Below are 13,775 nucleotides of genomic sequence, written 5' to 3' on the forward strand. Positions count from 1 at the left end.
GGAAGATTAAATAGCTTTAAGGTTACCGCTTAGGGCATAAAATAAATAAGTATCCACACGCTCGTAGCCCATATCCTGCAGCAGGCTTTTATAGCCTTTCACCTGGCGAATGTGAGATGGCTCTTCGGCCTGCGTGAACTTGTAATCAATGACGGTGACATCGTTACCAGAAATGAGTACTTTATCTGGGCGGTAGCTTTTACCCGAAGGCGCAATAATGCTTCTTTCGTTCAGTACCTGCCCGCCGCTATTCAGTAACGCTTTGAGCTCGGCATGTTCCATAACTTCCAGGACACGCGCCCTAAAGTGCGGCAATTCATTCTGCCGCAGGTAACCTCCGATCAGCATTTCCTGTAATACATTGTCTACCTCGCTCGTATCTTCGGTCCTTGACAGCACTTCATGCAGGATAGAACCTTCGCGCAAAGCAGTATTGCGGGACAGTAAATTCGCCTCGGGATTTTCCTGCTCTGCGGATAGCACCTCGCTCAGCCGGTCAGACAAAGGGTAGTTATCCAGCTTCAAGGCGAAATGAGTAGACTCTTTGGCTTCCTCCACCTCTTTGATAGCTTTAACCACTTCCTCATCAAGGAGCAAATGATCATCAGTGATAAAGTGCTGCTGAAAATCTGGGAACAGCTTAATCACCTGTGCGAGCAAATCGCCTACATTGGAAATCTTTCCGGGATTCTTTTTGCCCTGTGAAACGATATACAAATGCTCCTTGGTTCGGGTGGTGGCCACATAAAGCATGTTGAGTGCATCCATGTAATTAAACAGCAGTTCTTCAAAGTAGGCGTGCCCTACAGAAGAACCAGCCAGAGACTTTTTATACCGTACGGGAATGCTTTGCAAATCCTGGTAGGCAGTACCGGTAGAAGGTATCCAAAAGACGGACCCCGGCATACCGTCTACGGACCAACCGCAGAACGGCAGCAAGACGGCCCGAAAAGCCAGGCCTTTGGACTTATGTATGGTAATGACCTGAACGGCGTGCGCATGTTCCGAGGAAGGCAGGGCTTTCCTGCATCCTTCCTCATCCCACCATCTTAAAAATGCCAGTAGGCCTTTCTCACCCTGACCAGCAAAATGGCCGGCCATATCCCGGAAAGCCAGTAAATAAGCCAGGTGCCGCGATTGCTCAGGCTGATCGAGGCCATAAGCGCCGATTAACAGCTCAATAAGTTCAGGCAAGGGTGCATACAGCCAGTTACGCCAGTTCCTGCATAAGGCCGGCGGCAACGCGCCTTCTAACTGGTCCAGTATCTTATTTTCCAGCGCAAAAAGCTGTTCAGGCTGAAACACCTTACCATTCAGTTTGGCGTATAGACTGATACAGGCCGCTTTATAAATCCCAGTGTTCTGCGGCAGGCCGGCCATAGTTCTGATCGTATTAATCAACAGCTTGACGGCCGTATTACCGGCAATCATCAGCGCCTCCCCGGAGATCACCGGTATGCCTTCAGCCATCAAAGCTTCCACAGCCTGTACCGCTTCCGTGTTGGACCGGACCAGTACGCAGATGTCCCCATAGGCGTAGTTCTTTTCTGCTACCAAGCGGCGGATCTCGGTGATTTTCGCCTGCAGGGCATGTTCGCGAAAACTGTCCGCACTCAGATCATTGCCTTCATTATCCGTTTTGAGTACCTTGAAGCTAACACAGCCGCCTTTCAGGGTCTTGCCATGGGTGGCTTGTTTTGCCTGGGCATATACTTTGGGTATAATACCATCATGTCCCTGCTGCTGCCACCATTGTTTTACCTGCTCGCCTGCTTCTGTGTCCAAAATACCGTTGAGCTGCTGCTGCAGTGCCTTGGGTGCATATTCAAAAAGCAGGTTATTGAAGCGGATAATATTCTCCGTACTGCGATAGTTGGCTTCCAGGTTATCGTCGATGATGTAGGCCTCACCAATATCCGCTTTGGCCCTACGGTGCAGGATATCCCAGTCGCCGTTGCGCCACCGGTAGATAGACTGCTTGACGTCGCCAACGATCAGATGATCGGTAAACTCACCGGTCGCCTCGGCCATGGCATTAGTGAGCAGCGGCTTGAAGTTGGTCCACTGGCTAGCCGAGGTATCCTGGAATTCATCAAAAAGAAAATGCTGGAACCGGCTGCCCATTTTCTCCCAGATAAAGGAAGGGTTGGTGTCATCGGTGCCGGTAATGCCCTGCAGCAAGTTCTGTGCATCACTGATAAGCAGCGTACCGCTTTCCTGCCGGTAGGTTTTCAAAAGGCCAGCCATTTCCTGCATCAGGCGCAGGTAGTATAAGTTTTCATTAACAGCTTTAGCCAGCGTATATTCCGGTAGGCCGTTATAGTAAGTCTCACAAAGTATATTCAGCAGAGGGTTAAGCCGATAATATAAAGCATCGCTGTTACCAGGTTTAAACCACTCGCCAACATCATTCAGGATCTTTTCAAGCGACTTGATTTTTGGAAAATCCCCATCTGCAATCTTTTGTAAGCTGTTTAAAGGAGACTTCGACATGCCCTTTAACGATTTGAGGTCGGTGCCATCAAATGTTTTGGCCGCCTGAACAGCTAACTCCTTTAGTTGCGCCTCAAAGTCATTGATGGTCTTTCGCGTAAGCTGGTTGTATTCTAAAAACAAATGATCAATTTCTTGCTCCTGTAGCAGCACCTGCATCGCCTTTTCAAAAGGCTGATACCGCTCTTTGAAAATCTCACCGGCAAGATCCGTAAGCGCATGATGGTAGTTCCAGCTTTTGTTGCTGTCTATCCGGTCTAAAGCCAGATCGATGATCCACTGCAGTAAACTGGGATTATGGTCCAGCTGGTCATTTAACCGGTCAGCCAATTCGCTTTTGACCTTTTCAAAATTCATTTCCAACACGTAGCCGGAATCCAGGCCCAGTTCGAAGGCAAAACCGCGGATCACTTTCTGCACAAACCCGTCTATGGTGCTAACCGAGAAGCGGCCGTAATCATGCAGGATCTTACGATATACTTTACCTGCCTGCACCTGCAATCTTTCCGCATTCAGCGCAGGATGCGATGCCAGGATGATATCCCGTATGGCGTTGACTTCCTTTTCCCCTTTTGCCAGGGCAGCCAAAACGTCGAGGATACGGGTCTTCATTTCCTCAGTTGCCTTATTGGTAAAGGTAACGGCTAATATTTCGCGGTAACGAGAGTCGGTAGAAAAAAGCAAGGTCAGGTAATGGGCGGTCAGACTGAAAGTCTTCCCGGAACCTGCGGAAGCTTGGAGAATTTTTAAAGGTTTAGGCATGCGTTGATGGACTTTAGGTGGCTGAAGCCGCACGCTAAAAGTATCAATTTAAAATGCTTGATCCAATCGCTTTTTCGCTTTTAATATATCGGATTGCAAATTCATTTAAGGAAGCTGTTTAGTATTTAGGAAAAAAGGATAAGGACTTCCGAAAAAGTAAGAGATTTGAGTTACGAAGCAAAAACGACTTAAAATTTCTGATGGAAGTCCTTGTAAGCAAAGATAAGATAGAGCGGTGGATAGTTCCGCATTTGAGTAAAGGAAAAAGAGGAAATGCGGTAGGGCCACCGCTGTGGCAGATTGTGTGGGCGATACTTTACCGGTTAAAGACAGGCTGCCAGTGGCGTCAATTGCCTTTGAAAGCGTTCTTTGATCAGGATAAGTTAAGCTGGCAGGGTGTATATTATCACTTTGCACGATGGACAAAAGATGGGTCTTTTGAGCGGATGTGGACGACCTTGCTCAAGGCTAACCACCAGCACCTGGACTTATCCTGCGTACAGTTGGATGGCAGCCATACGCCTGCCAAGAACGGCGGCATGGCGGTGGGTTACCAGGGCAGGAAGGCAGCTAAGACGACTAATATGCTTTTTTTAGCGGATAATCAGGGCATTATGCTGGCCTGTTCGGAGCCGCAGGCCGGGCAGCACAATGATGTATATGAGTTGCAGTCCTTGTTTGCCCAGTTGTTTCATACGCTGGAAAGGGCGGCAATCCCAGCTGAGGGGTTGTTCCTGAACGCAGATGCCGGCTTTGACTGTAAGACCTTAAGGGCAGCCTGCGAACAGCGGCACATTCAGGCTAATATTGCTAAAAACAAGAGAAATGAACAGCAAGCAGAAGATAATGCTTACTTTGACGATGAACTATACAAAAGACGAACGGTTATCGAAAGGACTAACGCCTGGATCGACAGCTTTAAGGCACTTCTTATCCGCTTTGAGACCAATACCCAAACCTGGGTGGCTTTACACTTGCTCGCCTTCTGTATCATCTTTTTGAGAAAAATACCCAACTGAAAACACTAAACAACTTCAAGATTAAACTTATCTTTAAACAACAAAAAGATGAAAGCATTAACTATCAGACAGCCTTGGGCGCACTTAATTGTATTGGGAATAAAGGATATCGAAAACAGATCCTGGAAAACAAACTATCGGGGCAGAATTTATGTACATGCGGCACTGAATACAGCTCATGGCAAAGAACCTATTGCGCGCTATTTATGCTCTTACTGGAAACCCTTATCTCCTGATTTCCGGCGCGAGTTAGCGCAAACCGATTTCATAAAATCTGCTATAATCGGTGAAGTGGATATTATTGATTGCGTACAGAACCACCATTCAGTTTGGGCAGAACAAGAAGGTTGGAATTGGGTGTTAGCAAATTCCGTGAAATATGAGGAGCCAATACTTAAAATTAAGGGTGGATTATCATTATGGGATCTTTCGCTAATTGATAGCATATAAAACGACATTAATCTTGTTTTATAGTATTTGTTAGTTAGTTCCAGAACCAGTTCGATGCAGGATAGGCAAATCTAAAATAGCGATATATTTTAGCATCGGAGAATTTACTAATCCATATGAATGGTCCAAAAAGATACGTACTAGTTAGTTAAGCGCCACGAGCCTCAAATTTTTTAAAAACAATTGTGCGCCTTCAAAGTCATAATGTTTTTCCTTGAGAAGTACACATTGTAATTGAAACGGCAAATAAGCTCCCCATTTAGAAAAGTTAATAAGTTCCGGCTGTTGCTCCAAGCAGATCGCCAAGTGCGCATCTATATTAGAAATTTCAGTAATTGCTTTACTAATCAGCCGCTCCAATTCAGCTAAATCTGCCCTGATAATAAATGAACTATTAGAATCATCGAAATTTACCTCGGTACCCACCAAGCGAAAAAGAGCATGGAGCGTACGATTTATTTTCGACCCTTGAAAACTATACCAGGTGATTGAGCCATCTTTAATGAGCACTGGTCTGTCATATTGCAAGTCCTCAATTTGATAATGGCTGAAATCATCGCGAAATTGCCGGAGTGCTTCCATGGCTACTTCGTCAAGCTCGGGTACTAGCTGTTCCTGTAGCAATAATTCCAACATCTTTTCTCGTACACGCGGATGAATATCCCCTCCGGAACCAAAGAATTTGGGCTTACGACCGTCTTTCGCAGGTTGGACACTGATCTTTTTAGCATTTTGATCAATATCGACGACTTTCCAGATTTTAGCAGCTAAAAGAATATTTTCGTCAACAGCAATAATTGACAATAAGGGAATCTCGCCAATGGTTTTATCTTGGTGCACTATTCTATAAGTAGGCTCTGACTTAAACACGGAATAAAAGTCCTTCGAGTTAACCACTCTCTCGCCTTCTACACCAATAATAAGCTCTTGGCCCAATTGCTCAAGCATATCCTTATCGAGGAGATACTTGATAATTTGTAAACGCGTTTGCTCATCGACATCAGCAAATACTTCAATGGAATTCAGCCTTTGTAGTAAAGTTGGTAACGTACAACCGGATAACTGCTTGACTGTAGATAAAAGTTGATGTAATAAAATATCGTGGGCAAAGCCACTGTTGGTGGTCGGCTCAATAAACTCTTCGTAATAAAGCTGTAAACAAGCCAGCGACTGTAGTAAGCTCCAAGGCCCAGTTGCATAGCAAAGCAGATTGCTCTGCGCACCTTCAATCCGGCCACTACGTCCTGTACGCTGAACCAGGGATGCAATAGAGTGAGGCGCGTCAATCTGCAACACCCTATCAACTGATCCAATGTCGATACCGAGTTCCAGTGTAGACGTACAGGCGATCAGGAATGGATATCGACGGTTCTCTTTAACGAAATGTTCAATATATTCCCGAAGTTCACGGTCTACCGAGCTATGGTGTGAAAAATAATAAGGATGTCCATTTTGTCTATCGGCTTCCTTTTTTAAGCGAACCGCTAGTTCTTCAGCACGGCCCCTGCTATTCGGAAAGGCCAGCACTTTTTGTTGACGAGTTTCCCTATATACATCATCAATCAATTTCTGTGGTAGGTCGGCACCATCCATCTCGAAAAACTTAAAGGTGGCAGACATTTCCTTAGCCGTTTTATCCCGCAGTACCGTTGTATTTTCCATGTCGGCGGTTAATTGTTTTACCTGCTGAAAATCACCAATGGTTGCCGAAAGGCCAACTACGCGGAACGGCCGCTTACTTCCAAACTTTAACCTCGACAAAATAGCGCGTAATTGCAAACCACGGTCCGTGCCTGCAAACGCATGAATTTCATCAATGATAACGAATTCAAGGTTACTGAATAAGTGCACGATCTGCTGTGGAGCGTTCACGAACATTGCCTCCAATGATTCCGGGGTAATGAGCACTACACCTGAAGGGCTTTTTATTAACTTTTCCTTGAGCGTGCGATTGGCTTCGCCATGCCATTTAGTAACCGGAACATCAAGATAAGCACACAACTCTTCAACCCGCTTGAACTGGTCGTTAATAAGTGCAATTAATGGCGAAATATAAAGCACCCGCACGCCAGGTTCACGAAATTTCACCTTACTTAAGATGGGTAAGAAGGCAGCCTCCGTTTTACCTGATGCTGTTCGGGAAGCCAAGATATAATTCTTCTCTGTAGATAGAATATACTTGATGGCCGCTTCCTGAATGGGGCGCAGGGCTTCCCAGCGTTTGTCCCGTATATACCTCCGAATGGGCTCAGATAATAGTTCGTACACCGCTACAACTCTTCAATGTCCGACATAAATGCATCCTGCGGGCGTTCGTCGCGAACCTGCAACTCGCCGAAGAGGTGCTGTTTGTCCAAACCAGGGTTCTGGCGAAGAATGCTAAGTATATTTAGAAAGTCGCGTATGACTTCGCGAGGGGTTAAAAATTCAGCCGCCCCTGGCTTGTTATATAACTCTTCCATGAACTGTTGAATGTCCCCATCACTAATCTCCAACGTGACATTGTAGTTGAAGTCAAAGATTTCTTTAAGTTTTTTGAGCAACACAAAGATTTCATTGTTATCTAGCGGCAGTAAACGAATTACAGGCTGGGCAAAATCACGAATCTCGGCGGTCTCAAATTTATTCGTCTCTAGCCTTGATTTAAGGGCCTGATAACTGAATAAACCTCTCCGCTCGTTCTCGAGAACCTCCCGCGTACCCGCAAAATTGATAAAGAAGTGATTGACTTTACCTTGAAAGCAATCGTTATAAATGCTCAGGATTTTCTCATAATTCTTTTCCCGCATCACGGCAGTGCTGATCTTATACAAGTTGATGGCTTCATCAAGGTTAATCATGAAGCCACTGTAACCCATTTGCACAAATAGCTTGCACCAATTTTTAAGCATGTCATAGTAATTCAGATCGTGAACGATGTCACGTACGCCGAGCTCTTGCCGTGCATCTGTTTTGGTATGGTACTCGCCTTTGAGCCATTTGAGCGCATTTCTTTTTAAGCCCTCATCGCCTGAGATGTAGCCTTCATAGTATTTGAGCACAACTAATCCAAAATCAAAACCGCCGACTTCGGTAATTTCGTTAATGGTTTGCATCAAACTTTGCTGTACGAGTGGTAAATGCTTTGGCTGACGAATTTCTGTCATTGGTATCTGGTGGCTTTGGGCGGTCTGCAATAACACTTGTTCGATCCACTTTTCCAGCAGTACAGGCAGGGCACCACCCTCAGGCTTCGTTTGAATGGCAACGTTGTCCATGATGGCTGCATAAAGTGCTAACCCTTTACCATCATTGGCATATAAGCGATTGTCTGGCGTAAAATCAGCGTTGGCTACCACAAATTTCTGTTTGAGCGCTACTGTATTCAGCAAGTGGAGCATAAAGGACTTCCCGGAACCGAAATCCCCGATCAAAAATTTGACCATACTGTGTCCCTGCTTAACGTCTTCAAGCGCCTGGATAAAAGCGTCTACCTCGGGAGAACGGCCAACAGTAATGTGTTGCACACCGATCTTGGGAACGACGCCGCCTAACAGTGAGTTAATAATAGCGGTAGCTTCTTTTGGTTTTAGTCCGGATATCATGAAACTAAGAGTTGTTGATAGTAATAAGGGTTAATAGTATATTGTTGATCTTGTTCTTCGATAAGCGGGTCGTCCAGCAATTCATAACAGTGTTCATTGATGTCGTTGACCAATGCTGAACGCATGAGTCCGACGTCCTGGCAATAAGTATCGATAGCGGCAGCCTCTAAAGCAAAATCATGTGCTTTAAACAACTCGATCAGCCCGGATTGTCCTGTTGTCAAGGTGAGAGCATAGTTTGTTGTACTATTTATCGGCCCAATCGTATGTATAGAGACAACAGGTCCAGATACGGGTTCTTCATCCTGCAAATATTCATTTAACAGTTCTACTGTCCCTGTGTACTGATGTTCTACCTGGTTGATCAGGGTGGTATTTAATGTGATTTTCTTACGAACCGGTGCATAGAAAATAGCCGCCTCCGCGAGTAGATGTGCCAGCTTTCCACCTGTTTTAACTTTAGTAACCAATTCATCAAAGCGCTGGATATCCATTTCCGTTTTGAACAAAACTTTTTGCAAGTTCTTCGGCATGGATTTAGGATCGGCATTCTTAATACCGAAACAGTAATGGCTGTAACGCAGGTAGTATTGTAAGGAGCTAGATTTGTCATGCTGAGCTAAAAATTTGACAACATCCTGAAAGATGATGTCAAGCGATGAATTCTGAACATTTAAACGAAGCTGATGATCAACTTCCTCCTTAAACTTTTCCAATCCAATTTGAGCATAATGTTCAGCAGTCAAGAACAAGCGATTCTTCCAACGGGTCGGGGTAATAGCGTTTAAAGCAACTTCAACGGCTTCATTGGGCTTGGCAACGTCCTGCAACAATTCAGGCATACGGGTGGCAATTGGCGCGATGATCTTTTCACGAATAGCCAAAATAACCTCTGAATGATCGAGGTAACCATTGATATTCATCTTCCGATTATGCCCAAGATGAACTCTCAACTCGCTTTCACAATACCGTAAAATGTACTCGCTGAGAGTTGACTCACTATGTTCGACTGTATATTTATAGTTGGGACTGCCGGTGCGATAGTGATTTTGTTTGCGTGCAATGAGATCACCAATAAATTCAAAAGCAGTGCGCTTAGAAGTTTGCTGCTCCTGAAATGACTTTGCCAACACCTTCATAGCGGACACATAAAGCTTGATTAACTCTTTGGCACAAAATTCTATATTCACAAATGCATTACCGGATATCCAAATACTGTTAAGGAGTTGAGCATCAACTTTGCTCAAATTCAGTTCCCGAATATATCTTTCCCGCCAATGCCAAGGGTTTGCTTGTGCATTCTCAATCCTAGTAGCGTCATCGTGATTTCCAGCCGCACGCATCAATTGTACTAGATTGCTTTTTGCATATGAACATGTTCTTGGACAGCTAATTTCCAGATCATGTAATCTTCGCTCCAGTAACTGAAGATTTTGGTGTCGCCGATAATCATCCAGTAATTCAAAGAATAAGATGAATCCATAGTTTGTATTTCCTTGCAGGTCTAGATGACGGCCGTTGTAGAACTCCGCCTTGTACTCTTCGTAAAATGCTTTCTGTGCCGGGTTGGCCTCACGCAGTTCATCGGCCGAGTAGACATAGCGGTGCGGCCATATAGGTACAACTTTAGTTTCGGTATATATAATTGGCTTTACCGTTGTATCAATATCAATGACGTCTGGTTCAGGTGCCTTTGCTAACGGAAGAACTCCGTTTTCGGTGATAGGAGGCTGCGCAGCTACAACTCCCTGCTCGATTTGATCAAGAGGCTTTGCAGTATCAACCAGTTCGCTCACCTTCGTAGTGGCTATTACCGGATCAGAATGGACAGAATCGACCGTATCGTTTTCTGCATTCTTTATTAAAGACATGTTAGAAATGCTGGATGCTTCGATTTTGGGCTCTGGCTTTATGCTCACGGTTGCTTGTTCAATGGATATAGATTCAGAAGAATCAATCATGGGCATAGTTACCGCTTCCAAAATATGTTTGTGATAATAACGTTTGGGAAGTTCACGGATGAGGTTGATCACTTCGCTTTCCATAAAACGGCGACCCTGCGCCAATCCAAGAATACCTTCATGTAACAAACTGTAATCATCGGTGCCGTCCGTTGGCGATCTAAAAGCTTTTATCAAAGCTAAAAATTCCTCATGCTGCAGCCGCTCATAAGTAAGTGCTACTAAATTATAAATGTAACGATTGCTTAAGGGTAATTGAGCTGATTGATTGATTAGATATTGCTGCCAAGTTTTTCCGAAATGCTTGGCAACAAGTGATAGAGTAACAGAGTCTGGTTGCATTTTTGGCTGATGTTGCAATGGCATCGCTGATGTTACCGAATGACTTGTGCCTACCTGAATCTTTGTTTTTTTAGACGGTTCGCCTTTAGGAGAATGTAGATAGCCAATCAGCAGTACGAAGAATAAAATTATACCGAATGCAATCATGATTAAGGTTTTTCAACCACTAATGTAGGGAAATTTGATCAATCGAGATATCTTTTACTTATTGTTTTGGAGAATACGCTGATATTGACCACCGGATTCCGGCGCAAGCATAACGACGGATTTATTACTTTAGAATGCCAAATTTGGTGAACTAAGAACTCATTATTACTGACACTAAACGTCCCTATAAAAGATTAACCAAGAATAAGTAAACATTATCGACATTATCAGTAGCAAGCCATGTCTTGGTCGGACCAAAACGGTTGAGTGTCAAAATCTCACTGTGTTCTAAAGTCGAATTCCATATTTAATATTTTCCCATACCTGAATTAATGCGTAAATTTGCTTCTGAAACAGTAATATTTGGTTGGTTTTGACGATGGTCTAAATCGGTTACCTAACAAAGGATATAAATATAACTTGCTGATAAATAGGTGATAATAGGAATTTAAACGTTCCCTCCCTCTCCGCTGATTAGACTCTTAAATAGCTATAAATAAACTATTTAGGAGTTTTTTATTGAATTGTGGGGCTGATCCCATTTGTTCAGTTATTCAGATTGTCACTTATTTACTCGGTTTAGTAAATTCACTAATGTCGCCAGCTGATTCGGCTTTTTTCACCCAAATCCAACTTGTTAGGTAGGTAAGCTGCTACTCAAACCGTAGAGTTATTTGTATGTGTGTAAGGACAGTTGATAAAAAATGACCTGTAAGCAAGTGTGTGATTAGCAACGAATTCCATTGCCGCATTTCCTGTTTGGCTTAAAAATTTCCTGTTTGGCTTAAAATGAACTATTCACATCACCCCATTTACATCATTGGTGTTGTACGAAAAGCTATAAATGCAATCACTCAGCCAATAAAGGCAATGTTACAGCGTCTTCCATAAGACAATTATTTTTGTTCGGTAGCCCGCATAAGACTAACTCGACCCATTTTATACAGGATTTAACTTTTCTTTGTTGATTTATGCATAGTTCAATCCTACTTCAGGCTCGAATAATTAGAAGGCCTTACTGGCCAATTTCCGAACTGTTCCTGGGAGATTTGTGTAAAATAGCGTTTTAAATTATATGGTTCCATCCTGTAATAATTACACTCAAACAAAATGATACAACATTAATCAAATAATCAGTTAGCTTTCTATCTGCTGGAATTAGCAACGATAATAAATAATTATCTGTTGTTGATTTTGATCCCACGGTAATATCCGTTTGTTCGCTGTAAGAATTTTTAGATCTCAGATATTTCCGCCGGCGCTTTAGGCATTTATTATTAGGATAAGGTTTCGCTAGCTATGGTTATTACAATTAACTTTAGTTGGTCAGGGACTGCTTAGCAGAAAAATATGTTACCTAACGTACAACCCGTGACAGCGGGACTAATCTTATCTTTCACAATCATGAAAATCGCACTAACGTTTTCCGGCGGTGGCTTTCGGGCAGCGGCATATAGTTTAGGAGGGCTGAGCTTGCTTTCCAGGATAGCTACTGGCAAAGGCACTTTGCTGGATCACATCACTGTATTGTCTACGGTTTCAGGCGGGACGATTACCGGTGCGCGGTACGCACTTGGTGTCAAAAAAGGGGAAGATTTTAAAGCGATTTATGACCAGTTGTATCATTTTATGTCTAATACGGATTTGGTGAGTTTGGCACTTGAACGATTGGCAGCAGATAAGGATTGGGACGAGCACCGGACCAGGAACCTGATCACGGCATTTGCAGATATTTACAATCAAGATTTGTTTGGCGGGGCCTTATTTGGGGAATTAATGATTGAAAACCCAAATTCATTGCGGCATATCTCCTTCAATGCCACGGAATTCACCAATGCGCTACAGTTCCGTTTTCAGTGGTCAGAAAGGATCATTCGACCAGCGCCTGGAGAAGCGGAAAGGGGTATGATCGGTAATAAGTATTACAATATCTCTCCAATGGTTGCCCAGGACATCCGCCTGGCGGACATCATGGCGGCTTCCTCTTGTTTTCCAGGCGGTTTCGAACCCGTGAACTTCCCGGACGATTTTGTATTGCCACCTGACAAACGGGTGTTATTGGGTGATTCCGGCTATCCTGTTGGATTGATGGACGGCGGCATTGTGGACAATCAGGGAATTGAACCGGTGCTGTTAGCGGAACAACGGATGAAGCGTAATGTTCCAGTGGCATCGGACGGTAGTAAGGCAACACAGACGGACTTGATCATCGTTTGCGAAGTTGCAAGTCCGTATTTGGAAGGCTTCCAAGCTAGTGTACAGCACCGCGGCAGCGGCTGGAAAGACTTCTCCCTAAAAAGTATCGCCTTTTGGAATTCCGTTTTGTTATTGGTCCTGGTGGCGACTGGTATTTGGTGCTTCCGGAATGATTACAGGGTCGGACTCATGACCGCAACCGTGGGTATGACGTTATCGGGGCTGATTTTTTTGGGTTACCAATTAGCTAAGTCACTGGCCGCCACCGCCGGTGTGCCTTCAGAATTCCTCCAACCACTGGGTAAGCTATTAAAACTACATTTGTATATTTATGAGAACCTGATCGCCAACAGGTTCCGGTCTGTCATGATGCTGACCATGAATGTGTTCCTCAAGCATGTCAGAAGGCTCAATTACAACAAACTTTATAACGACAAATCTTGGTCAAACCGCCGGATCATGAACGGGATTTATGAGCTTCGGCCCAAAGAGCGGTGGCAGCAAAAAGTGGACACTGGCTCGCTTCCTGTAGATTTAGCGCCTTCTCCCGCCATCCAAAAAAACTCCCAGCTGGCCAGTTCCATGGGCACGACGCTTTGGTTTACCAAAGAAGAACTGGAACAGCAGAAAATGCTGGATGCAATTATTGCTTGCGGTCAGTACACCCTATGCTGGAATTTACTGGAATATATTGACCAGCTTAAGAAAGACAATTCTAACACGACGGACGCACATCTGGAACTTTTGGGCTGCGAAAGCCAACTCATGGTGTATTGGCGGCAGTTCAAGCACGACCCAAAATTCCTATTGCCAAGGTAATT

Annotated in this window: 7 protein-coding genes; 3 read left to right on the forward strand and 4 right to left on the reverse strand. The window is 44.2% G+C overall.

What is annotated here, in order from left to right; all coding sequences use genetic code 11:
- Positions 1–6: 6 nt before the first annotated feature.
- Complete coding sequence (locus ACY652_RS17690) at positions 7–3,255, reverse strand: UvrD-helicase domain-containing protein (RefSeq protein WP_462265710.1); 3,249 nt, start codon at positions 3,253–3,255, stop codon at positions 7–9.
- 200 nt (positions 3,256–3,455) lie between these two features.
- Here ACY652_RS17690 and ACY652_RS17695 point away from each other — a divergent pair, with 200 nt between their 5' ends.
- A complete protein-coding gene (locus ACY652_RS17695; protein ID WP_462265197.1) occupies positions 3,456–4,274 on the forward strand; it encodes an IS5 family transposase in 819 nt (272 codons plus the stop codon).
- Between the two features lie 48 nt (positions 4,275–4,322).
- On the forward strand, positions 4,323–4,724 hold the full coding sequence (locus ACY652_RS17700; protein ID WP_462265711.1) for an ASCH domain-containing protein: 402 nt from the start codon (positions 4,323–4,325) through the stop codon (positions 4,722–4,724).
- Between the two features lie 144 nt (positions 4,725–4,868).
- Here the strand turns inward: ACY652_RS17700 and ACY652_RS17705 are convergent, their stop codons facing one another.
- The 3 genes from ACY652_RS17705 to ACY652_RS17715 are packed head-to-tail and all read right to left on the reverse strand — an operon-like array spanning position 4,869 to position 10,758.
- Entirely contained in the window at positions 4,869–6,992 is a 2,124-nt protein-coding gene (locus tag ACY652_RS17705) for a DEAD/DEAH box helicase (RefSeq protein ID WP_462265712.1), read from the reverse strand.
- Between the two features lie 2 nt (positions 6,993–6,994).
- The gene (locus tag ACY652_RS17710; RefSeq protein ID WP_462265713.1) at positions 6,995–8,308 is read right to left on the reverse strand and encodes an ATP-binding protein; all 1,314 of its coding nucleotides are present in this window, start codon (positions 8,306–8,308) and stop codon (positions 6,995–6,997) included.
- Complete coding sequence (locus ACY652_RS17715) at positions 8,305–10,758, reverse strand: tellurite resistance TerB C-terminal domain-containing protein (RefSeq protein ID WP_462265714.1); 2,454 nt, start codon at positions 10,756–10,758, stop codon at positions 8,305–8,307. The genes ACY652_RS17710 and ACY652_RS17715 overlap by 4 nt, the downstream gene beginning before the upstream one ends.
- Before the next feature lie 1,404 nt (positions 10,759–12,162).
- Between ACY652_RS17715 and ACY652_RS17720 the strand changes: the two genes are divergently transcribed.
- Positions 12,163–13,773 carry a patatin-like phospholipase family protein gene (locus ACY652_RS17720; RefSeq protein WP_462265715.1) on the forward strand — a complete coding sequence of 537 codons (1,611 nt, stop codon included), beginning with the start codon at positions 12,163–12,165 and terminating at the stop codon, positions 13,771–13,773.
- The last annotated feature ends 2 nt before the right edge of the window (positions 13,774–13,775 follow it).

The organism is Mucilaginibacter sp. (genome assembly GCF_965200995.1).
GTDB lineage: Bacteria > Bacteroidota > Bacteroidia > Sphingobacteriales > Sphingobacteriaceae > Mucilaginibacter.

Bases quoted from the DNA above. Each gene is read 5' to 3' on its own strand.
- ACY652_RS17715 (WP_462265714.1), bottom strand. From the start codon at position 10,758: ATGATTGCATTCGGTATAATTTTATTCTTCGTACTGCTGATTGGCTAT.
- ACY652_RS17695 (WP_462265197.1), top strand. From the start codon at position 3,456: ATGGAAGTCCTTGTAAGCAAAGATAAGATAGAGCGGTGGATAGTTCCG.
- ACY652_RS17700 (WP_462265711.1), top strand. From the start codon at position 4,323: ATGAAAGCATTAACTATCAGACAGCCTTGGGCGCACTTAATTGTATTG.
- ACY652_RS17690 (WP_462265710.1), bottom strand. From the start codon at position 3,255: ATGCCTAAACCTTTAAAAATTCTCCAAGCTTCCGCAGGTTCCGGGAAG.
- ACY652_RS17720 (WP_462265715.1), top strand. From the start codon at position 12,163: ATGAAAATCGCACTAACGTTTTCCGGCGGTGGCTTTCGGGCAGCGGCA.
- ACY652_RS17710 (WP_462265713.1), bottom strand. From the start codon at position 8,308: ATGATATCCGGACTAAAACCAAAAGAAGCTACCGCTATTATTAACTCA.